This window comes from Faecalicatena orotica, from assembly GCF_003149245.1.
Classification (GTDB): domain Bacteria; phylum Bacillota; class Clostridia; order Lachnospirales; family Lachnospiraceae; genus Faecalicatena_A; species Faecalicatena_A orotica.
On record NZ_QGDL01000003.1, the window covers coordinates 350,697 to 371,569 of the forward strand.

Genomic DNA, 20,873 nt, shown 5'->3' on the forward strand with positions numbered 1-20,873 from the left:
ATCCCGAATAACAGCAATGCAGGCAAGGTCAGGAGATATGTATATATATGTCGGTTCCGGCGCATTGCATGTACCATTCCTTTCCTGAAAAAGGCACCTTAAAGTACTTATCATAAATACTTTGACCGTACTGTCCGGTGCCTGATATTTATTAAGACATTTAGAAATTCTCTATCCCTTTTGCTTTCATCAATTCCTCGAAAGTAGCATCCCACGCTGAGAGTACTTCTTCGGGTGTCTTAGCTCCTGCGAACATATCCTGGAAATATACCCAGAGGTCATTCAGATCCACTTTCATATAGGCATTCATTTCCAGCACTGTCTTTCCTGTTTTATTATATTCCTCGTACAGCCGGCCTTCAAAATCATCAAATTCCGGTTCCTTTGCCCCTTTCACATTCGGGACAAAAGAGGCTGCCTTCTGGGCCGTGTCGCACTGTTCCGGTTGTGCCATAAAATCGAGGAATTTCTTTGCTTCCTCAATATGTTTTGCATCTTTCGGTATGAAAAATTCTGCATCCAGCTGGCTGATCGTGAGGTATTCCTCTTCGCCTTCATACACCGGATATGGAAACATGTCAAACTGAATATCCGGATATGCATTCAGCAAATCTCTGACTGTCGTATTGGAACCTACCGTCATCGCATACTCCCCGCTGCTCATGGCTGCCGGAATACTATTATAGTCATCTGAGAGGACGGTGCTCTGCATATAACCGTCTTTATAGAGATTGTAGGCCTTTTCCAGACTTTCCTGTAAAGCAGGAACCTCATCCCAGCCTATCTCATTTGCATTCAGCCTGTCCCAAAGGTCCGGCTCTGATTTTGCCGCGTAATACCCCCATGTCGAAGTCGTCCACATCTGAAACGTCCACACATCTTTAAAAGGTCCATAAAACGGGGTGATCCCCTGTGAACTGAGTTTCTCACACACTGCGGTAAATTCATCGTAGGTCTTTGGAATTTCTATCCCCTTCTCCTCAAAGAGGTCCTTATTATACACAACTCCCATTCCACCTGTTTTTACTGCGAAAGCAAATCCATAAATGTTTCCGTCAGGTGCCGTTAATATCTCTTTATCCGCAAGGTTCCCCACAAATGGCTCTCCCGACAAATCAACACAGTTTTTTGCGATTTCGAGTTCATTCTCTGCCGAAACCTTATTGTAACAAATTAAATCCGAAGGCTGTCCGGAAGCCAGTTTCGTCTGGAGTATAGACGTATTCTGTGCATCCGGGTTCAGTACCAGCTCCACCTTAATCTCCGGATATTTTTCTTCAAAGGCTTTTATATTCTCTTCGCTGAATGCATATGGTATATTGTTTACTATTTCCTGACTCGCCTCAACCGTCAGTGTCACATTCTCTTTCTTTCCCCCATCGTTCTTTTTCGCGTCCTCCGAAGAACCGCCTGATGAGCCGCAGCCAGCGGCTAACAGGGACACCGCCAGAATGATGCCTGTCGCTTTCATCACCGTTTTTTTCATTCCTCTTTCCTCCTCTTATCAGAAAATTTGTAACAGTTCAGGCAGGTCTGTCTGAACGATTACGAAAGTTTACCTGTCTCTTGTTGGTTCACCGTCCGCGGAACTTTTGTTGTTTTCGATAGTCTTATTTTAACTTTCGCTTGATGATAAGTAAATGGAATTAAATGAACGTTGGGATTAATTATCTTGAACTATCTGTATAGAGCTTTTTAAATTAGCAGCTTTCTTTTCTGGTATGTTTCACGAACACGAAGGAATCAGTATGTACGGAGTCGCGCAGCTGGGGCATTTCGATAAGGGAACTGTTACGAAAGGGATTCAGAAACTGGCAGAACATGGCTACATCCGCGTAGAGACGGACGAAGCAGATAAACGGTACCGGCTTTTATACACGACTGAGAAAGCGGTCAATCATAGAACAGCTCTATAGTATCCGTCAGGAATGGAATAAAATTCTGATGAATGGAATGACACCGGAAGAATGTGAAGCGGCAGAAAAATTACCTGGGAAAATGGCAGATAATGCGTGGAGGTGTTTGAATGAAAGGAGTTAAATTTATATGAGTAAAAATACAATGATAACCAAAGAAAACCCGTTGGGAACGGAGCCGGTCGGAAAACTGCTGCTGTCCTTCTCCGTTCCCTCAATTATTGCCTGTCTGGTCAAATCGGTATATAACATCGTTGACCAGATTTTTATAGGACAGGGGGGCGGGTATCTGGGAAATGCCGCAACAACGGTTTCCTTTCCAATGATGACCATCGTAATGGCATTTGCAACTCTGGCGGGTTCCGGCGGTGGTGCCTATGCTGCCATCAAACTGGGGGAAAGGGATGAACGTGAGGCAAATCTTACCCTGAACAACCTCTTCTCTCTGTCACTCATCATCGGGATTCTGATTTCTGTACTGGTGTTCTGCTAACTTAATAGGCTTTACACTCTTTGATTACGTGGTATGTATGTGATTGGTTATGATAATTTATCTAACCTTTGTTTTAATTCGGCAACTTGCTTTTCTAAATCCAAGAGCCGGTCAATTAAATTAATCACAATTGTTTTGTTTTCGCCGTCAGATTGCAACAAGTCTTCACGTGCTTTTAATAATTCGTCCATGACATCTCTCCTTATGATACTTGTTCGAGTTTCGCGCTATGTTCACGGACTACTTTTTTAAGTAATTCGACATCTTCAAAAACTGTCTCCATTTTATCAGCATAATTTTTGTAACGCCGATATGTATCTGTGTAGCATGATTCGATGGTTTCAAGCCGTGGACTAATGATATTTTCTTGATATAGGTTGATTTTATGTATATCTCCTTTCATGTCTTTAATATCATTTTCAATCGGTTTTAGTTTTGCATCAAGCTTTTTGTCAATCATATCAGACAGTGCTAATAATAACTCGTTATCTGTCATGCGCTTACCTCCTTACATCGTATATATTGATTTGGTTATTGTGTTATGTATTATACCACACTGGCAAATGTAAAGTCTATTAAATTATCAAGGTATTGTGATGGGATTCAGTCTTGACGATATTTATTAAGCACTTGATATCCTTGCAAAAATCAAGAGGCACTCCAGAAATGGATCTTTGAACATTCGGGAAGTGTCTGCCAGCGCGACCTGTCGGTTTCTTATTTCGACTGCACGAATTATTACTTTGATATCGGGGGGCCCTGAGAAGAACCACCGCCCTGATCCCATCATAGAAATGGGGCTCCTGATGGATAGGAACGGAATCCCCCTTGCCTATGATCTTTTCCCGGGAAACGAATCCGAAAAGGTACATATGCGCCCGATAATAAACCGAATGAAAGAGGAGTTTGCAGACAGCCACAGGCCCTCCAAGAAAACAGGCCGGGTCGATCAGAAACAAATGGCCTACTACTCTGATAAATATGCCAAAAAACAAAAAGCGGACAAGGAGGCTATGGTTGCACGTGCAAAAGACCTGATCAAATCCCCGAAAAAATATGACAGGATAACCTCTGCCGGAAGCGCAGCTTATGTAAAGAATCTCTCTTTTGATAAAGCAACCGGCGAGATTGTGGAGGGGAAAACACTTGAATTAGATGAAGAAAAAATCCGGGAACAGGAGCTTTATGATGGCTATTATTCTATTGTCACAAGTGAACTGGATATGACTGATTTAGAAATGCGCAAAATATACAGGGGTCTTGCGCAGATTGAGGATACTTTTAAGATTTCGACATCAGAATACCGTACCCAGCTTCAAGTACGCCGTCTTTTACGCTATTAAAAAATTTTCCGAATACAAAAATAACCAGTTTACCCTATATAGACGAATTGGCTCAAGGCCTTATTATAAAGGCTTTGAGCCATATCTTTTCCAAAAATGAGATTGTTATGATACTATGTCGTATTATAAATGTCAACAGGAAATCGGAACACTTGTTCTAAGAAAATATATAACAACTGCATAAATACAGTTGCTACTTAATTTATCTATTCTATATAGTCGCTACCACATTACTGTTTTCATCTTGCTCTTTTATTGTCCAAGCTAGTTCAGTAATTATATCCATACATAATATGAGTTTTAAATTCATTTCTTTTGTATTGTAATTAGTTTGAATTCCATGACATATCATATGCCTTTTAGGTTGTTTAGACATATATCTCTTTCCTGATCCATAAGTCGTACCCAAAAAGTAATCTATTACTCTGTACCATGTAAATATTCCTCCGTCTTGTATGGAGATTATTTGTGCAAGCATTACTTTTTCGCTATCATTTTTACAGTTTTCTAATTTAAAGACTTCTTTTATTTCTTGTTTTTCACTAAACGAGAGATCAAGAACACCATTAGATTTATCATATAAATCTCTAATCATACCACTAAGCTGTGTTGCAAAAAGAGAACCAGCACACCCGTAATAACCTTGTTTATACGCCCCTACTCCCTCTGATAAAAGAGCTATCCGTGCATTATTAAATGTACATACGTTATTAATATTTTCAAGAACCCCATCAATATAATCATCATCATAATAATCCATAATGATTTGTTTCATTTTATCTACATTACAACTATTATTATTTTCACGATATGAATCTATTAACTTTGATCTCAATATAGAATTCGCCTCTAAATATATCGGGAAACCTATCTCGTCCGCTATCTCCATGAATAATATTTTGTCTGAAACGTCATGTATAATTTTGAATGATTCCACCACAGGTCTTACTATATCGAACGAAATATCGAACATTTTTTTTGTGAATTCTAAAATGGCTGAACTAATGCTATTAAAAGTTTTTTGATACATCAATGACATATCACACACAGGTTTTAACAGTACTTGTACATCTGTCGCCGCTCTTATTACTGATTCCATAGATGTTTTCATTGTCGAGTTTATTAATTCCAGTGTCGAACTTGCCAATGATGTTTGTAAAGCATTTACTGGTGGTACTATATTTAAAGTTGAATTATAAACATTTATTTGATTAGATGTAGTGTTGATTTCGTATTTATCCATTTGTCCCCCCATACTATTTAGCAAGCTGAATTTCTTAAAACATTTTCTTTTATTATTTTATCACAAGCTTGCCGACCACTCAACCACTACCGTACTACATATTGTATCATTTTTAATATGCTTCAATTCGTTCCACTATATTTAGTATATAATAAAGGCACGGATAAATCCGCGCCTTTATTATTCAACTCTCGATCTTCTATCTGCTGGTTAATAGAATGGATTTCTTTTTCACATTCTTCTAATAGCAATTTTGCCTTATCTCTTTTAGTGACTGCTAATGATATTTGTTCCTCTAATGATTTTGGTCTACGTGCCATAATAATTTACTCCTTAATTAGATAAACTATTTTAGTAAGTTACATCGCATATACAGTCTCACCCACTTATATTTTCTTACGCCATTTGCGTAAAATTTTATAAGAAAATATAAGAATTTATGTCGTTTCCAGAACTAACGTTCCCATTTTTTATCTTTCTGTTTGACTAACCAAAATCCTCGCAAACCGCCAAAACACGGGGTTTTGACACCTATTAAAACGGCGTCCCATACAAATCATAAGGCGTCAGCTGGTAAACATAATAATTGAGCCAGTTCGTATATAGATTATTCGCATGTGCCCTCCATATCAATTCCGGCTTGTTCTCCGGATTATCGTCCGGATAATAATTGACAGGCACCTGGATATCCAGTCCCTTGCCTTTATCCCTCTTATATTCCGTATCCAGTGTTATGCGGTCATATTCCGGATGTCCCATGACGAAAATCTGCCGCCCCTCCTGCGCCATGCAGAGGAAAACGCCCGCCTCTTTTGAGTCGGCCAGAATAGTTATCCTCTCATCCGCCTCCAGAAGTTCCTGCGGTACGGTCGTGTGTCTGGAATGAGGCGCATAAAAAATGTCGTCAAATCCCCTTACGAGTGGAATCTTACGGTTTCTGACATGGTGGCGGAATACTCCGAACATTTTATGCGGGAGTTTTACTTTATCAATCCCGTAATGATAGTACAACCCTGCCTGTGCACCCCAGCACAGGTGTAGTGTTGAAGTAACGTTGGTTTTTGTCCACTCCATGATTTCCTTGAGTTCTTCCCAGTAGTCCACATCCTCGAAAGGCATCTGTTCTACCGGGGCCCCTGTGATGATGAATCCGTCAAACTTTTTATTCCTGATATCACTGAACGCCTCATAAAATTTGTAAATATGGCTCGTTGATGTATTCTTGGACACATGGCTGCCTACACGCACAAAAGTCACATCCACCTGCAGCGGCGTATTAGACAGGGACCGTAGAATTTGAAGTTCTGTATCTTCTTTTAAAGGCATCAGGTTCAAGAGCCCTATACTGATCGGACGGATATCCTGATGTGCAGCGCGGTACTCATCCATGACAAATATATTTTCCTGTTCCAGTATTTCTTTTACCGGCAAATCATTTTGTACTCTTATCGGCATCTTTATTCTCCTTTTCTTCTTTCGTCTTCTGTTCTTTTATCTTCTGTTCTTTCCTATTATTTAGTTCATCCGAATTCCCCTGATCTTCCGGCTCTTTCTTATCCTTTGAATGTTCCCGGGGCTCCGCTACTTCGGGATTGTCATCAGAATGTACATATGTCCCGTCCGAATCTACAAAACTCCTCTCACCGTAAGAGCCCGTATCCGTAGGAAGCTTCTTTTTTTCCAGTCTGTGATTTACCAGCATGTTCACAATATAGTAGATTACTGCAAAAGTCGGAACACCCAGAATCATGCCCACGAATCCAAACAGTCCCCCGCCTAACAGGATTGCAAACACTACCCAGAAAGCGGAAAGACCCGTGGAGTCCCCGAGGATCTTTGGTCCGATGATATTTCCGTCCAGCTGCTGTAAAATCAGGATAAAGATAATGAAATAAATTCCCATCTTCGGATCTGACAGCATAATTAGAATTGCACTCGGAATCGCTCCGATATATGGGCCGAAAAACGGGATGACATTTGTAACACCTACAATTACGCTGACGAGCAGTGTATAAGGCATGTTTAAGACAGAAAGGCTGATAAAACACAAAACCCCGATAATAATAGAGTCGATAATCTTTCCTATGATAAACCCGCCAAATATTTCATTACTCTTGATTGTCAGATGAAGAATCATGTTTGCATGTGAGGGCTTAAAAATTGCATATACCCCTTTTTTGCACTGGCTTGCAAACTGTTCTTTACTAAACAGGACATAAATCGATATAATAATCCCAATGAGTGCATTCAGTATTTCACTGACAATATTGATCACACCGACGGTCAGATTCGACATCACGATGTTGATCTGTGTCAGCAGGTCTGTACGCATCCAGTTCTGGACATAATCCGTGGCTTCCTTCAGGATATTCGTCAGCAGCTGATTCAGCGTTGTATTCTTCGTATTCATCTCCATGATCGTATCAACAAGCTGGTTCAGCTGACTTGGAACCGTCACCACCATATCCCTGATGCTACGGTATAATTCTGGTATCATCATGTTAAACAGGGCAATGATCACTAGGAGCAGGACCGCGACGGCCGCAAATATTCCCGTCCCCCGCGCAATCGCATGGATTTGGTTTGGCTTTGTTAATTTCTTTTCCAGAACAGGCTTTAAGTGTGCTTCCACAAATTTCACAATAGGGTTTAGAAGATACGCAATCCCCAGACCATAGACGACAGGTTTCAGAACGTGGAATATTTCCTTAAATACCCCGGATATGGCCGGAAGCCTAAGCAGGGCAAAATAAAAAACAATACAGGCAGCAATAACAACGAAAATTGTCATCCCCCTGCTGAACTTCTGCCTTAACTTGGACGGGCCGCTATTACCAAAAGAAGGTCTTGCCGCATAATAACCGCTGTTTTCTTTTTTTTGCTCTTTCTCCGGACTTTCTTTTAATTCGCTCATTTTTTAATACAATTCCTTCCTTTTTACAGATATTATGATTATAGCGCGTTCCGCTTATTATAGTCAACCATGAAGCATCACTCCGGGGAAAGAATATTGTTCCTGAAAAAACAAAATATAGGTGGACTGCGTAAAAAAGCAGATACCGGTTCAAACCGGCACCTGCTTTTTCAATCTCCACTTTTACCAAGCGTTTTACTCTTCTCAGCCTTTGCACTTAAATGTTGCACATTCTGTTCCTTCACAATGACAGGCATTGCTTCCCTCTACGCTGATCTTACCGGCATGGCATTCACAGTTGTCGTTATACATACATTCTGTCGCTTTACAGTCGATGCAGCTGCAGTCTGAAGCCTTTCCTGTTACATCGCTGTAGCTGTTTGTATAACTATTGGAAACGCTGTCCCCTTTTCTCTCCTGGAAGCTGTCACAGCATGTTTCTCTTGCTGTTTTAGCCTGGTTTCCGCCTACCTGAATTTTATCAAGGTCACATAAAAACTGCTTATTGTGTACACATGTCTGTACAGTACATTTTAATTCTGGCATGATCATACCTCCTTCTTATTAATGAAATCAGTATCATTATGCCCCGCCGGTCCTGAAATTATTCCTGTGTTTTCACTTCGCGCACAGTCTTTTTCGCGATTTCTTCCCTGATATCTGTAAGGAAAGAATCCAGTGTGCTCTGGCCTTCGTCACCTTCAAACCGGCTTCTGACTGATACAAGCCCGTCCTCTTCTTCTTTTGCCCCCACGACGAGCATATACGGAACCTTCTGCATCTGTGCCTCCCGGATCTTATATCCGATTTTTTCGGCACGCGTATCAAGCTCTGCCCGGATTCCCGCCGCAGCTAATGTATCCATGACTTTTTTGCCATAGTCCATATATTTGTCAGAAATCGGCAGTACCTTCACCTGTACCGGTGCAAGCCAGGTCGGGAATGCTCCTGCAAAATGTTCGATCAGAATACCGATAAAACGTTCGATTGAACCGAATGCAACACGGTGAATCATGATCGGCCTGTGTTTTTCCCCGTCGGCCCCTGTATATTCCAGTTCAAAACGAAGCGGCAGCTGGAAGTCAAGCTGGATCGTACCACACTGCCAAGTTCTTCCAATGGAATCCTCCAGATGGAAATCAATCTTCGGTCCGTAGAATGCACCGTCTCCTTCATTTACCACATACGGAAGTCCCAGATCATCCAGCGCACCACGCAGGGCATCTGTTGCCATTTCCCAGTCTTCATCACTTCCCATGCTGTCTTCCGGACGGGTAGAGAGTTCCACATGGTACTTAAAGCCAAACAGACTGTAAACCTCGTCAATCAGTCTGGCAACGCCCTTGATCTCATCGCGGATCTGTTCCGGCATCATGAAGATATGGGCATCATCCTGCGTGAAACAGCGGACTCTCATCAGTCCGTGGAGCTGTCCGGACTTTTCATGGCGGTGTACAAGGCCAAGTTCTCCCATACGAAGAGGAAGGTCGCGGTAAGAACGCGGTTCTGACTGGTAAGCCAGAATTCCTCCCGGACAGTTCATCGGTTTGATGGCAAAATCTTCCTCGTCAATTACCGTTGTATACATATTGTCTTTATAGTGGTCCCAATGTCCTGATGTCTCCCAGAGGTGGCGGCTCAGCATGATCGGGGTTGCAATCTCCACATAGCCGTTTCTTAAGTGAATCTCTCTCCAGTAATCAAGCAGGGTATTTTTCAAAACCATTCCTTTTGGAAGGAAGAATGGGAATCCCGGTCCTTCATCCCTCATCATGAAAAGTCCAAGCTCTTTCCCAAGTTTTCTGTGGTCACGCTTCTTTGCTTCTTCCAGCATGGTCAGATACTCATCCAGTTCTGCCTTTTTTGGATACGCCGTGCCATAAATCCTCTGGAGCATCTTGTTCTTTTCGCTCCCCCGCCAGTAAGCGCCGGCAAGGCTTGTAAGCTTGAATGCCTTTACTGGTTTCGTAGTCATCAGGTGCGGACCTGCACACAGGTCTGTAAACTCTCCCTGGGAATAGAAGCTGATGACTGCATCTTCCGGCAGATCTTCAATCAGTTCTACTTTATATGGTTCGTCTTTTTCTTTAAAATATGCGATAGCCTCTTCCCTTGGCTTCGTATACTGCTCAATTGGAAGATTTTCCTTTACAATTTTTTTCATTTCGGCTTCAATCTTTGTCAGGTCTTCCGCAGTCAGTGGAGTTTCTCTGTCAATATCATAATAAAATCCGTCTGCCACTGAAGGTCCGATCGCAAGCTTTGTATCCGGATATAATCTCTTGACTGCCTGTGCCAAGATATGAGACGCAGTATGGCGGAACGCGCCCTTTCCTTTCTCATCCTGGAATGTCAGGATACTCAGTTCACAGTCCTGGTCAACCATCGTTCTTAAGTCAACGACTTCTCCGTTGATTTCGCCGGCCGTTGCGACCCTTGCAAGGCCTTCGCTGATATCAGCCGCAATCTCGATTACGGATTTGCTCTCTGCATATTCTCTGCTGGATCCATCTTTTAATGTAATCTTCATTCTTTTTCCTCTCTTTTCCTATTTTATTTTTTATACTCTTTCCCTGTCCGGATGTTCTCCTGACCATCCTGTCTGTGGCATTGTTGCCAGCCTGTACATGTCTTCCATAGTAATTTCGAAATCAAATATATCCTGATTCTGTTTCATCCGCTCTATCGAGGAAGACTTCGGAAGCGGTATGACATTCCTCTGGAGTGCATACCTGAGACAGAGCTGGGCAGCAGAAACCCCGTATTTTTCTGCCAGCTCAAGGATAAGGGATTCTTCCGATAAGCGCGCCCTGCCCAGAGGGCTCCATGCCTGAACCTGAATCCCCTTATCCTGACAATAAGAAAGGACAGCCTCCTGTGAATATCCGGGATGGAATTCGATCTGGTCCACTGCCGGGTATATCTCACAGTTCTGCCAGATATTCTCAATATGGTGCGGCAGGAAATTACTCACCCCGATTGCACGGATCAGCCCTTCCTTATACAGTTCCTCCATTGCCTTCCATGTATCCAGATCCAGTGCCTTCCAATCTGTGTATCCCGGCTCGGGCAGCGGCCAGTGGATCAGGTAAAGATCCAGATAATCCGTTCCCAGCCTGTCCAGTGTGGCATGAAACGCCTTCTTCGTGTTCTCATACCCCATCTCATCCTTCCATACCTTAGATGCAATAAAGAATTCGTCCCTTGGAATTCCGCTGTTTTCCATCGCCTCTTTCAGATATGCTTCCGTTCCATAGAAAGACGCCGTATCAAAATATCGGTATCCTGCCTCTATCGCGGTACCGATCACCCCGGCAGTCTTCCCTTCTGCCGCTTTATAGGTGCCGAATGCGACACAGGGGATTTTTACACGATTATTCAATTCAAAACTATCATAAATACTTTTCAAATTCCCACTCCTTTCAAGATAAGCTCATTTTTATAATAAGAAATAAAAATAAAGTTTCGCCTATGAAATAAAAAAGAGTCCCTCCCTGTAAAAAATACAGAAAGGGACGAGTCATCAAAAGCCTCGCGGTTCCACCCTAATTGAGCTGGCAGATATGTGCCAGAACCACTTCATAGTTGATGGTAACGGAATCACCGGACTGTTTTCAGCCGCTCGGAGGTAGTTTTCAAATGTTTCCACGATAGGAAGCTTCCAGCCGGGGCTTTCCCTCTCTGTATCCTTTCACATTCTACTCGTCTCGTCATCGCATTCATTTATTACTATTTCGAATCTAGGTCCATTATAACATCACGGTTATTTTTGTCAACCAGATTTTCGTAATCGAGTCCCGGTGTTCTTCTTTCCCTCACTATACGGCCCGCCTTTATGAGATTCCTAAAGATCAGCCGTGTAAGAGGGCCTGCTGCGAACAGGTTCCAGAGCAGCGCCATCGGAAAGTTTTTAATCACGGTCCCGGCCCATATGGCCGGAAGCTGGCTGACTGGTGCGTGTGCCAGTATGACATTAAACAGAATTGCGGCAACCAGACTCATCGTCGGGCACATCACCAGCACGGTACAGCCCGAAATCATGAGCGTGATATAGAACGGATTATCCTGCCCGTGGCGGATGACCCGTTCGGCAAGTTTGTGTCCGAGCCGGTTCCCCCACAGGTTTGAAAAAATGAATACAAAAATCCACATATATGCGGCCTCGACCAGTGCATCCAGAAATACCCTGTTTGTCATATTGCTGAACCCGCCAGGCATGGTATGGTAGCCCATCTTTACAGCTATATTGTATACTTCCATACCATATGCCATTGTAATGGACATCAACACTCCAAATAAAATTCCCTGTAATCTTGTTTTTGGCATAAAATAAGTCCTCCTTTTTTTATTCCCGCGGGCAATGAGCCAGACGGACATGCCTGCGGAGTATTTTTTTTAATAAAAAGAAAAAGGCGGTAATCTTTGAGGGTTGCTCATAGACTACGCCTTACAGACTTATTTCTATAGTTACCAGTTTCCGGTCCGGCCGGAAGATTACACCGATTTCCTGTTTGCATTAATATTTTAACAGTTTCTCAAAATTTGTCAACCACTTTCCGCGATGAAGGAATGCTACCGCCCGGCTGCTTTTAAAAGCCATATTTTAACGACTCCAAAGAATTCCCTCACAAGATAGTTGATCTGGAAGACCGGGCTGGAGCTTGCCGCGATCCCGTATAGATTCTGAAATCCCACCTTTTTCCCGAGCTGAAGTGCCCTGTATAGGTGGAAATTATTCGTCACAACTGCAGTCCCTAAGTCTAAGTCCCCGATGATGCGGCTGCTGTTCTTCATGTTTTCCCACGTCGATGTAGATGTATCCTCGTGTATAATCCGTTCCTCACGAATCCCGTGTAACTGCAGATACCCGGCCATCGCTTCCGCCTCGGATATGTCTTCGCCCTTCCCCTGTCCGCCGGACACAATCACCTTAGTCTCCGGATTTTGTTCCAGATAAATCAGGGCCGCATCTAGTCTGCGTTTCAGCGAATCCGTAATCCGCCTTCCCCGCACCTGTGCCCCGAGTACAATGATATACGGGACAGAGTCCTGGAGATTTTTAAACATAACCCTTATAATCTGCGCCTCAACGAACAGAAACACGGCCCATATCAGTATTAGTAAAACGGCCAGTCCCCTCCTGATTTCTCCCGCCAGAGGCAGAAAACCAAGAATCAGGTGCACCGCTCCGAGAAGCGGCCAGAAAACAGTGAATGTTGAATTCCATTTTCTCGAGTACAAACATAGGATCAAGTAATATATCAGACAAAAACATCCTGTCAGGAAAAAATATAACTTCATCAGCTGTTATGCGTTTTTCCCGCAGCACTTTTTATACTTCTTGCCGCTTCCGCACGGGCATGGATCATTTCTTCCAATCTTCTTCTCCTTACGGATCGTACCGGACTGCTTCTGCTCACGGTAAAGGCGTTTCTTCGTTTCTTCGTCAAACAGATTGTCCCACTGTGGCAGTTCATACAGCCAGTCCGCTTTTGCATCAACCATGTTCTTGTACAGCTTTTCCTTGTCAAATGCAAGACTTACTTCCGTAGACGCATCCATCGTCTCAATCGGGTTCGGAACCTTCAGGCTGTCATTGATTCCATCCAGAAATCCTGCCATAGTCAGGACTTCCTGTCCGTATTTCTTAGCCAGTTCTTCTACAGTTCCTTTTACTTCTACATCAGGAGCATCCAGAAGCTGCTCGTAAATTCCCTTTTCAATATTGAAATATGTTCCCCAGAACTGCTCCAGCTGGTCCTTTGAAAGTTCCTTGTTGTAGGCCATATCACGCCACTGATCTAATAAACATTTCTCACTCATTGTATATAACTCCTTTTATCTTAATTTCGCTCGTGCTCCCATTATATAACAAAATTTCCTGATAGTAAACATGAATTTGAGGGAAGTCTGCGAAGCGGGAATACATTAAAGTTCACCACATTCGCGTACATTCCCTCAATTCCTGTTTGAAATACACGCTCTTTTTAGTTATAATAAATCTATCTTTACATTATGTATTGGATAGAAAGGATTTATTATGAAAAAATCTAAACGCATTTTTGCCCTGATTGGCGCAGTTCTTCTCATATGTTTATACGGCAGTACGTTGATTTTCGCTTTTGTTGACCATTCTGCATCTATGGATCTGCTTAAGGCTTCCATCGCAGCTACCATTTTACTGCCCGTTCTGTTGTATGCTTATAATTTAGTTTATCGTCTGTCTCAAAAGAAAAGACCGGATGACCCAGATGAGGATCAGTAACCTCTTATACGTACATCTGTGCAAGTTCCAGAGCGGCGTTCATATCTGCTGCTCTGCTTTTGCCTGCTGGTTCGCTGGCAATCTCAGCCCTTCTCTTTTCCTGTCTTCTTACCAGGTATTCTTCCATCGAAATGATCTCTTGAGTTCTTCCATTGTTGTTCTGACGCATGAAAATACCTCCTTTTCTTAATAAGCCTCAGCTTTACTATTATATGAATACTCACCCTGAAATATGCTGAAAAAAACGATATTTGGCAATCATTTTTTCATCCCCGTCAGCATGAATTCATTGTACCTTTCAATTGTGTCAGAGTTATGGAAGAAATCTAAAGTTTCTATTATCAAATATTATTAATTTCTTATTTTTCCTATCGGAATACTTTTCCGTCCCTGCGCCAGCTTTTTGTGTTTCCATAGGCCGCAATCATCACTGCGACAAAGTTAACAGTATTAATTGCCGTAACGATTCCCGCAAACTTCGTATACGAAATCCTATCCCTGCTCCCCATCACGGTCGTTACGGAAATATACATCAGAAAGGCCAGCAGGAGCACGCTCCAGTACACCCAGTCTTTCACGTTGAAGTAGTACAACAGGCCGATTCCCCCTGAATAGACCAGTGCTCCCAATGCACCGTACCCGCAGTTTCTGTCCATTTTTTCAAACCTGTCCAGACACAGTCCGAAGATGACCACAAAAAGGGCCGCTGCTGCAAATAATCCTGCACTTTTGAAGCGAATACCGCTCAAATCTTTATCGACAATCCATTTCAGCGTAAATACAAACAAAGGCAGTTCCAGCGCCGCTAATATAAAATTCATATACAGTGCCCACATTTTAGCCGTCCAGATTGTAGACAGTGCCGTGAACACGGCGAGCAGTATCAGAACCGGAACAATCCAAAAGTCTCTCGCCAGATATGTCATGGACGGACCCAGATGGACCTCAGCGCTTCCCATTAATAGGATCTTTTCCATCACTCCCGAGAAAAGATAACAAAGTACTGCATCCAGCAGCAGGGCCGCTGCCAGCCATTTCCATATATAACGATAATACTCCTGCTTTGTGATTTCCACTTCCGCCGCATCTTCATACAATACCTGCTCCAGCCGGTCTCTTATACCAGCACTCTTTTCATCCAGAATAGAGAAATTCAGATGATCCAGATCTACACCCGTTCTCAATATTGTATTGCAGACCTCCTGAAGTTCATGGAGATGTTCTGCTTCTTTTTCCATTTCCTCCTGCCGTTTTTGAATGATTTCATCCAGCTCATACTCTCCTTGGAAGAGCAGCCTCAAATCTTGAACGGAAACGCCCAATACACGTAGAAACTTTATCTGCTGCAGCCGCTCCACATCTTCTTTTGTGTACTCCCTGTAGTTATTATCATTATTTCTCCGCGGGGCGATCAGGCCTTCTTTTTCATAAAATCTGATATTGGCACTTGTGATCCCGACAGCCCTCTCAACATCTTTGATCTTCATAAGCCATCCTCCTCTCTTTCTGGCTTTATTGTAATCCCTGAACCTGCTTCAAGGTCAATAGTTTTCATGTAATTACCACAAAAAAGGCAAAAAAACAGAACACCGGTGCATTTCACACCCAGCGTTCTGTTTTTCATTATAAATTCAAACTATTAACAATTGTGGTTATTTACGATAGATAATATCGTCACGTCCCGGTCCATTGCTGATCAATGTGATCGGATATCCGATCTCCTGCTCAACAAACTCGATGTACTTCCTGCAGTTCTCCGGAAGGTCTTCATACTTCTTAATCCCGCGGATATCGCAGTTCCATCCCGGAAGTGTCTTGAGTACCGGTTTTGCTTTTTCGAGAAGATGTGTCACAGGGAAGTCTGTTGTAACTTCACCGTTAATTTCGTATCCGACGCATACCGGAATCTCTTCCAGATACCCCAGTACGTCCAGTACTGTGAATGCTACGTCAGTCGTCCCCTGCATTCTGCAGCCATATTTAGAAGCCACGCAGTCAAACCATCCCATACGTCTCGGACGTCCCGTTGTCGCCCCGAATTCTCCACCGTCTCCACCGCGCCGTCTCAATTCGTCAGCCTCGTCGCCAAAGATTTCGCTGACAAAGGCACCAGCACCTACCGCGCTGGAATAAGCCTTACATACAGTGATAATCTGCTTAATCTCATACGGCGGGATTCCTGCTCCGATAGCGCCGTAAGCTGCAAGGGTAGAGGAAGAGGTAACCATCGGGTAGATACCGTGGTCAGGATCTTTCAGAGAACCAAGCTGTCCCTCCAGAAGGATATTCTTCCCTTCCTTTAAAGCATTGTAAAGATACAGAGAAACATCACATACATATGGCGCGATCATCTCTTTATATTCCAGTAATTCTTTATATAAATCGTCAGGATTAATCAGTGGTTTGTGGTATAAATGCTCCAACAGAACATTTTTCTGTTCTGCCACACGAACAACTTTTTCTTTCAGCAGATCATCATCAAACAGTTCGCTTACCTGAAAACCGATTTTCGCATATTTATCAGAATAGAACGGTGCAATACCTGACTTTGTGGAGCCAAAAGACTTGCCTGCCAGACGTTCTTCCTCATATGCGTCAAAATTTTTATGGTATGACATCACGATCTGCGCCCTGTCAGAAACCAGAATCTTAGGAGCCGGAACCCCCTGGTCAACGATAGACTGGATTTCCTTAAACAGAACAGGGATATCGAGTGCCACTCCATTACCTATAATGCTGGTTGTATGGTCATAAAATACACCAGACGGCAGTGTATGCAGCGCAAACTTTCCATAATCATTGATGATCGTATGGCCTGCATTCGCTCCCCCCTGAAAACGGACAATGATGTCGGCTTCTTTTCCAAGCATATCTGTGATCTTGCCTTTTCCTTCATCGCCCCAGTTAGCACCTACTACTGCTTTTACCATTTCAAACCCTCCTGCGTACATTATCGCTTATTTCAATCCGCATCCTGATCCGTGAGAGAACCAGAAATACTCCGGCGGTCTTGTTCCTGCTGAACAAACCGCCCTATGAATTATACTATACTTTTTTCATTATGTAAAACGTTATTTCCGATTTTTTGCCAAACAAGATTGTTATTTCTTCAACAAGCAACTTCAAAGGGGTCAGACCCCTCTGAAAAAGTGCACTTCCAGTTACATTAGTGGGGCAATCAGCCGTAATACCCGTCCGCAGATCATCATAAACAGGCTTATCTTATTCAAATCTGTGATCGTGATCCGCTGGCACTGCTTCAGTGTTTTCTGAAAATCGGCCTCAATGTCTCTGACGACCGGGTTGTTATAGATGAATACACCACATTCAAAATGCAGGTACAGACTGCGGTAATCCAGATTGATGGTTCCTACCGTTGCTGTGTCATCATCCGACACAAATATTTTGGCATGGACGAAGCCAGGTGTGAACTCATATATCTGTACTCCTGCCTCTATCAGCTCCCGGTAAAATGTTTTTGCCACGGCAAATGCATACCATTTATCAGGGATATGCGGCATAATGACTGCCACCTCGATCCCGCTTTTGGCGGCTCTCGTCAGTGTATCCATCATCTCATTGTCCAGAATCAGGTACGGTGTCATGATATGTACATACTTCTTCGCGTGATTGAGTATATGGAAATAGACCTCTTCCCCGACGTCCTCGTTATCATATGGACTGTCGCCGTAAGGGATCATGAAGCCAAGTTCCCTGTGAAGCTCCTGTGACATCGGGGTCAGGTATTTTTTATATTCCTCCCCGTATTTCAGCTCCGTCGCATTCCACATCTGAAGAAACAGCATCGTCAAACTCTGCACCGCATCACCCTCCAGCATGATTGCAGTATCCTTCCAGTAGCCGAAACGGACCTTTTTATTGATATATTCATCTGCCAGATTGATTCCGCCCGTAAAACCAACCCTTCCGTCTATAACGCATATTTTCCTGTGGTCCCTGTTGTTCTGTGTTGTGGATAAAACTGGCCGGATCGGGCTGAACATTTTACACTGTATGCCATATTTGCGGATAGTCTTCGGATAATTGTAGGGAAGCAGGGAAATACTGCACATTCCGTCATACATGAAACGAACTTCCACCCCCTCCTTCACCTTTCTTTTCAGTACATCCAGAATCGTATCCCACATGTACCCTTCCCCTACAATAAAATATTCCATAAAGATGAATTTTTCCGCCTTCTCAAGCTGATCAAGCAGCACCGGGAACTTTTCTTCTCCGCAGGTAAAAAAAGTTGCTTTTGTATTTCTGTAGGTAGGGAAACAGAGCTGGTGCTTCATGTAGTGTGCCAGATTGGCATTTGCCGGCTTACTCAGCCTCAGGTCGTCGATGATCTCCTGCTTTTGTTCCATATATGGATATGTATCAAGCTTTAACTTCGCCAGCCGTTTGCCGATATACCTTGTACCAAGCTGTGACTTGACATAAATGTAGAACAGGCATCCAAATACCGGAAATATCAGGATCAGCAGCACCCAGGTCATATTAAACGCCGGATTTCCCCTCTGGTTGATAATATAAATAACGATTACGGCCCCCAGTATATTGATTGCACTATAAACGTATATGATATAATCTCTCAGAAATGTCGCGATTCCTACCATCATCAAAAGCTGCACCAGTATCAGAAGAAAAATCAATGCAGTCCGGCTGAATACAACACTTAAAATGCCTTTCTTCGCCTGTTTTTTTGCTTTATTTGCCGTTTTATTATTCATATATCTTTGTGCACGCTCCTTTATCAGATGTTAAATTTCCGTTGGTCCAGATATGTTATCTCTTATTACATTTCAACCAGTTACCTTTATTTTAATTTCCAATATTGTAATTATGAACAAAAAGTATTACAATAGAAAAGAATTACAGTTATTTATCCCATAGAAAGGAGACTTATTCATTGAAAAAGTTTTTTAAATGGTTCATAAGTCTTGCAGCTATCGGTTCTGCAATCGGCCTCATTATAGCATATTTCTGTAAAGGCAGATGCAATGACAGTTGTTGTGAAGACACCCAGGACTCTACAGAAGAAGAAGATTTTGACTTAGACAGTGATCTACAGCCTGTTGCAGATAGGGAATATGTCCCGCTCAAACGGACGGCAGATGCCGCTTCCGATACGAAAGCAGAGGAACCTGCCGGTAAGGAAGAAGCCGCTGAAGCTCCGGCTGAAGAAAAAGAATAGTTTATGTAATCATCACAGGGTTGAGGTTTTTCCTCAATCCTGTTTTTCTTTTCCTCTGCCACCGCGGTATTAACGCCAGACCTCGTCCAGTATCCTGACCGCCTCCTGAATCTTTTCCTCATTCATATTGGCATATCCCAAAAGAATCGTAGCCTGATCATTTTTATGCGGCCCGATAAAATATTCAGAGAGTCCATAGACCTTCACTCCCCTCGCAGCCGCCCGCTCCATCAGTTCTGTCTCCTTCATTGTGTTCCTGAAATGGAGCAGAAGGTGCACGCCCGCGTTTTCCCCTGAAATTTCACAGCGGTCCTGCAGATTCTTAAGGCTCCCGAGCAGGGTGTCGTGGCGGTTCTTATACAGTGCCCTTGTTTTATTCAGATGCCTCTCATAATAGCCGTCTTCGATAAACTTCTCCAGAATCATCTGGTCCACCTTCGACACCGTGGAGCTTAAGAAACTGCTCCGCTCCCAGTACAGCTCCAGCAGGGGCCCGGGAAGAACCATGTAGCTCATACGGATCGCAGGGGCAATCGATTTCGAAAAGGTTCCCATATAAATCACTTTATCATGATTGTCATAGCCCTGGAGTGCAGGAATCGGTTTGCCTTTATACCGGAATTCGCTGTCGTAATCATCCTCGATAATATAGCGCCCTTCCTGCTCATTTGCCCATTTCAGCAGCGACATCCTCCGTTTGATCGGCATGACGATCCCCAGCGGATACTGGTGGGACGGCATGACAAATGCGATGTCTGCCTGCGACGCCGTGAGCTTCGCGATCTCCATCCCTTTCTCATCCATGTCCACAGTGCAGACTTCATAAGACAGATTTTTAAACAGCCTGTATGCCTGCTTATAGGTTGGGTTCTCAAGGGCCACCTTGTGTTCCTGCCCGATCACGGTCGTTAAGAGCATCAGCAGATAATCATTCCCGGCTCCCACTATAATCTGTTCCGGACGGCAGTTTACACCTCTTGCCTGATGGAGATATCCGCATATCGCACTTCTCAGACCATATTCCCCCTGTGGTTCACCGAGTCGGAACATCTCTGCCCTGTCGTCTAACAGACACTCCCTCGATAATTTTCTCCATGCATTGTATGGGAAACTCTTCAGATCCACCCCATTTGGCGTAAAATCATAGGGATACACCCGTTTCTCCTTTTGAGGCTCGGCAGCGATTTCCCCGGATGCCGGCTTAAGCTGGTACAATTCCTCAATCTGGGATGCAAAGTATCCCCTGCAGGGCTCCGCCTCTACATAGCCTTCCGACAGAAGCTGCTCGTAAGCAAGCTCCACTGTACTGCGGCTCACCTCCAGATATTTGCTGAGTGACCGCGTAGAAGGCAGTTTCTCACCACTTAAAATCCGGCCACACTGGATGTCTTTCTTAATATAGTTATAAATCTGTTCATACAAAGGGATCTCCGACTTGGGCTGGAGATTTATCGTCAACTCATTCATCCTGACAGGCACTCCGTTTCACGATAAAAGAC

Annotated in this window: 23 protein-coding genes; 5 read left to right on the forward strand and 18 right to left on the reverse strand. The window is 43.4% G+C overall.

From position 1 onward, the window contains the following. Window positions 1-160 precede the first annotated feature (160 nt). Entirely contained in the window at window positions 161-1,486 is a 1,326-nt protein-coding gene (locus tag A8806_RS07330) for an ABC transporter substrate-binding protein (RefSeq protein ID WP_109730527.1), read from the reverse strand. 262 nt (window positions 1,487-1,748) lie between these two features. Here A8806_RS07330 and A8806_RS26570 point away from each other — a divergent pair, with 262 nt between their 5' ends. Both A8806_RS26570 and A8806_RS07340 read left to right on the forward strand, forming a co-directional pair. Then, complete coding sequence (locus A8806_RS26570) at window positions 1,749-1,916, forward strand: winged helix DNA-binding protein (protein ID WP_242995982.1); 168 nt, start codon at window positions 1,749-1,751, stop codon at window positions 1,914-1,916. 130 nt (window positions 1,917-2,046) lie between these two features. Continuing rightward, entirely contained in the window at window positions 2,047-2,409 is a 363-nt protein-coding gene (locus A8806_RS07340) for an MATE family efflux transporter (RefSeq protein ID WP_330405292.1), read from the forward strand. Window positions 2,410-2,456: 47 nt separating this feature from the next. Here the strand turns inward: A8806_RS07340 and A8806_RS26115 are convergent, their stop codons facing one another. Then, window positions 2,457-2,600: a hypothetical protein gene (locus A8806_RS26115; RefSeq protein WP_181368618.1), complete on the reverse strand. Its 144-nt coding sequence runs from the start codon at window positions 2,598-2,600 to the stop codon at window positions 2,457-2,459. Between the two features lie 11 nt (window positions 2,601-2,611). After that, on the reverse strand, window positions 2,612-2,905 hold the full coding sequence (locus A8806_RS07345; RefSeq protein ID WP_109730528.1) for a hypothetical protein: 294 nt from the start codon (window positions 2,903-2,905) through the stop codon (window positions 2,612-2,614). A 310-nt stretch (window positions 2,906-3,215) separates the two neighbouring features. Here A8806_RS07345 and A8806_RS07350 point away from each other — a divergent pair, with 310 nt between their 5' ends. Beyond that, window positions 3,216-3,752, forward strand: coding sequence for a transposase (locus A8806_RS07350; protein ID WP_181368619.1), 537 nt, complete (start codon window positions 3,216-3,218; stop codon window positions 3,750-3,752). A 211-nt stretch (window positions 3,753-3,963) separates the two neighbouring features. Here A8806_RS07350 and A8806_RS07355 read toward each other — a convergent pair whose 3' ends face one another. The 10 genes from A8806_RS07355 to A8806_RS07400 all read right to left on the reverse strand — a co-directional run bounded on the left by A8806_RS07355 (window position 3,964) and on the right by A8806_RS07400 (window position 13,732). Further along, entirely contained in the window at window positions 3,964-4,995 is a 1,032-nt protein-coding gene (locus A8806_RS07355; protein ID WP_109730530.1) for a hypothetical protein, read from the reverse strand. Window positions 4,996-5,117: 122 nt separating this feature from the next. Continuing rightward, window positions 5,118-5,315, reverse strand: coding sequence for a hypothetical protein (locus A8806_RS07360; protein WP_109730531.1), 198 nt, complete (start codon window positions 5,313-5,315; stop codon window positions 5,118-5,120). Window positions 5,316-5,529: 214 nt separating this feature from the next. Then, on the reverse strand, window positions 5,530-6,450 hold the full coding sequence (metA, locus tag A8806_RS07365) for a homoserine O-acetyltransferase MetA (protein WP_109730532.1): 921 nt from the start codon (window positions 6,448-6,450) through the stop codon (window positions 5,530-5,532). Continuing rightward, window positions 6,428-7,909 carry an AI-2E family transporter gene (locus A8806_RS07370; RefSeq protein ID WP_109730533.1) on the reverse strand — a complete coding sequence of 494 codons (1,482 nt, stop codon included), beginning with the start codon at window positions 7,907-7,909 and terminating at the stop codon, window positions 6,428-6,430. Before A8806_RS07370 ends, metA begins: the two co-directional genes overlap by 23 nt. 204 nt (window positions 7,910-8,113) lie before the next feature. Then, window positions 8,114-8,455 (reverse strand): DUF1540 domain-containing protein, encoded by a 342-nt coding sequence (locus A8806_RS07375; protein WP_109730534.1) that lies wholly within the window; start codon window positions 8,453-8,455, stop codon window positions 8,114-8,116. Between the two features lie 58 nt (window positions 8,456-8,513). Further along, window positions 8,514-10,439 (reverse strand): threonine--tRNA ligase, encoded by a 1,926-nt coding sequence (thrS, locus tag A8806_RS07380; RefSeq protein ID WP_109730535.1) that lies wholly within the window; start codon window positions 10,437-10,439, stop codon window positions 8,514-8,516. Between the two features lie 30 nt (window positions 10,440-10,469). Then, window positions 10,470-11,318: an aldo/keto reductase gene (locus A8806_RS07385; protein ID WP_109730536.1), complete on the reverse strand. Its 849-nt coding sequence runs from the start codon at window positions 11,316-11,318 to the stop codon at window positions 10,470-10,472. Between the two features lie 320 nt (window positions 11,319-11,638). Beyond that, window positions 11,639-12,235 carry a DUF2798 domain-containing protein gene (locus A8806_RS07390; protein WP_109730537.1) on the reverse strand — a complete coding sequence of 199 codons (597 nt, stop codon included), beginning with the start codon at window positions 12,233-12,235 and terminating at the stop codon, window positions 11,639-11,641. 246 nt (window positions 12,236-12,481) lie between these two features. After that, the gene (locus A8806_RS07395) at window positions 12,482-13,150 is read right to left on the reverse strand and encodes a YdcF family protein (protein ID WP_242995984.1); all 669 of its coding nucleotides are present in this window, start codon (window positions 13,148-13,150) and stop codon (window positions 12,482-12,484) included. A 66-nt stretch (window positions 13,151-13,216) separates the two neighbouring features. After that, the gene (locus A8806_RS07400) at window positions 13,217-13,732 is read right to left on the reverse strand and encodes an SEC-C metal-binding domain-containing protein (protein ID WP_109730539.1); all 516 of its coding nucleotides are present in this window, start codon (window positions 13,730-13,732) and stop codon (window positions 13,217-13,219) included. 217 nt (window positions 13,733-13,949) lie between these two features. On the opposite strand from A8806_RS07400, the gene A8806_RS07405 reads away from it, so the two are divergent. Continuing rightward, entirely contained in the window at window positions 13,950-14,174 is a 225-nt protein-coding gene (locus A8806_RS07405; protein WP_109730540.1) for a hypothetical protein, read from the forward strand. Between the two features lie 4 nt (window positions 14,175-14,178). Here A8806_RS07405 and A8806_RS26120 read toward each other — a convergent pair whose 3' ends face one another. The 4 genes from A8806_RS26120 to cls all read right to left on the reverse strand — a co-directional run bounded on the left by A8806_RS26120 (window position 14,179) and on the right by cls (window position 18,910). Then, window positions 14,179-14,343 carry a hypothetical protein gene (locus tag A8806_RS26120; protein WP_181368620.1) on the reverse strand — a complete coding sequence of 55 codons (165 nt, stop codon included), beginning with the start codon at window positions 14,341-14,343 and terminating at the stop codon, window positions 14,179-14,181. A gap of 199 nt (window positions 14,344-14,542) precedes the next feature. Next, entirely contained in the window at window positions 14,543-15,661 is a 1,119-nt protein-coding gene (locus A8806_RS07410) for a helix-turn-helix domain-containing protein (protein WP_109730541.1), read from the reverse strand. 165 nt (window positions 15,662-15,826) lie between these two features. Next, entirely contained in the window at window positions 15,827-17,104 is a 1,278-nt protein-coding gene (locus A8806_RS07415; RefSeq protein WP_109730542.1) for an adenylosuccinate synthase, read from the reverse strand. 231 nt (window positions 17,105-17,335) lie between these two features. Continuing rightward, complete coding sequence (cls, locus tag A8806_RS07420) at window positions 17,336-18,910, reverse strand: cardiolipin synthase (protein ID WP_109730543.1); 1,575 nt, start codon at window positions 18,908-18,910, stop codon at window positions 17,336-17,338. Window positions 18,911-19,089: 179 nt separating this feature from the next. Here cls and A8806_RS07425 point away from each other — a divergent pair, with 179 nt between their 5' ends. After that, the gene (locus A8806_RS07425) at window positions 19,090-19,374 is read left to right on the forward strand and encodes a hypothetical protein (RefSeq protein WP_109730544.1); all 285 of its coding nucleotides are present in this window, start codon (window positions 19,090-19,092) and stop codon (window positions 19,372-19,374) included. A gap of 69 nt (window positions 19,375-19,443) precedes the next feature. On the opposite strand, the gene pdxR is transcribed toward A8806_RS07425, so the two are convergent. Beyond that, window positions 19,444-20,841 carry a MocR-like pyridoxine biosynthesis transcription factor PdxR gene (gene pdxR / locus A8806_RS07430; RefSeq protein WP_109730545.1) on the reverse strand — a complete coding sequence of 466 codons (1,398 nt, stop codon included), beginning with the start codon at window positions 20,839-20,841 and terminating at the stop codon, window positions 19,444-19,446. Window positions 20,842-20,873 lie beyond the last annotated feature (32 nt).

Excerpts from the sequence above, each read along its gene's own strand:
- A8806_RS07330 (WP_109730527.1), bottom strand. The coding sequence starts at position 1,486 with ATGAAAAAAACGGTGATGAAAGCGACAGGCATCATTCTGGCGGTGTCC.
- A8806_RS26570 (WP_242995982.1), top strand. The coding sequence starts at position 1,749 with ATGTACGGAGTCGCGCAGCTGGGGCATTTCGATAAGGGAACTGTTACG.
- A8806_RS07340 (WP_330405292.1), top strand. The coding sequence starts at position 2,047 with ATGAGTAAAAATACAATGATAACCAAAGAAAACCCGTTGGGAACGGAG.
- A8806_RS26115 (WP_181368618.1), bottom strand. The coding sequence starts at position 2,600 with ATGGACGAATTATTAAAAGCACGTGAAGACTTGTTGCAATCTGACGGC.
- A8806_RS07345 (WP_109730528.1), bottom strand. The coding sequence starts at position 2,905 with ATGACAGATAACGAGTTATTATTAGCACTGTCTGATATGATTGACAAA.
- A8806_RS07350 (WP_181368619.1), top strand. The coding sequence starts at position 3,216 with ATGGATAGGAACGGAATCCCCCTTGCCTATGATCTTTTCCCGGGAAAC.
- A8806_RS07355 (WP_109730530.1), bottom strand. The coding sequence starts at position 4,995 with ATGGATAAATACGAAATCAACACTACATCTAATCAAATAAATGTTTAT.
- A8806_RS07360 (WP_109730531.1), bottom strand. The coding sequence starts at position 5,315 with ATGGCACGTAGACCAAAATCATTAGAGGAACAAATATCATTAGCAGTC.
- metA (WP_109730532.1), bottom strand. The coding sequence starts at position 6,450 with ATGCCGATAAGAGTACAAAATGATTTGCCGGTAAAAGAAATACTGGAA.
- A8806_RS07370 (WP_109730533.1), bottom strand. The coding sequence starts at position 7,909 with ATGAGCGAATTAAAAGAAAGTCCGGAGAAAGAGCAAAAAAAAGAAAAC.
- A8806_RS07375 (WP_109730534.1), bottom strand. The coding sequence starts at position 8,455 with ATGCCAGAATTAAAATGTACTGTACAGACATGTGTACACAATAAGCAG.
- thrS (WP_109730535.1), bottom strand. The coding sequence starts at position 10,439 with ATGAAGATTACATTAAAAGATGGATCCAGCAGAGAATATGCAGAGAGC.
- A8806_RS07390 (WP_109730537.1), bottom strand. The coding sequence starts at position 12,235 with ATGCCAAAAACAAGATTACAGGGAATTTTATTTGGAGTGTTGATGTCC.
- A8806_RS07400 (WP_109730539.1), bottom strand. The coding sequence starts at position 13,732 with ATGAGTGAGAAATGTTTATTAGATCAGTGGCGTGATATGGCCTACAAC.
- A8806_RS07405 (WP_109730540.1), top strand. The coding sequence starts at position 13,950 with ATGAAAAAATCTAAACGCATTTTTGCCCTGATTGGCGCAGTTCTTCTC.
- A8806_RS26120 (WP_181368620.1), bottom strand. The coding sequence starts at position 14,343 with ATGCGTCAGAACAACAATGGAAGAACTCAAGAGATCATTTCGATGGAA.
- A8806_RS07410 (WP_109730541.1), bottom strand. The coding sequence starts at position 15,661 with ATGAAGATCAAAGATGTTGAGAGGGCTGTCGGGATCACAAGTGCCAAT.
- A8806_RS07415 (WP_109730542.1), bottom strand. The coding sequence starts at position 17,104 with ATGGTAAAAGCAGTAGTAGGTGCTAACTGGGGCGATGAAGGAAAAGGC.
- cls (WP_109730543.1), bottom strand. The coding sequence starts at position 18,910 with ATGAATAATAAAACGGCAAATAAAGCAAAAAAACAGGCGAAGAAAGGC.
- pdxR (WP_109730545.1), bottom strand. The coding sequence starts at position 20,841 with ATGAATGAGTTGACGATAAATCTCCAGCCCAAGTCGGAGATCCCTTTG.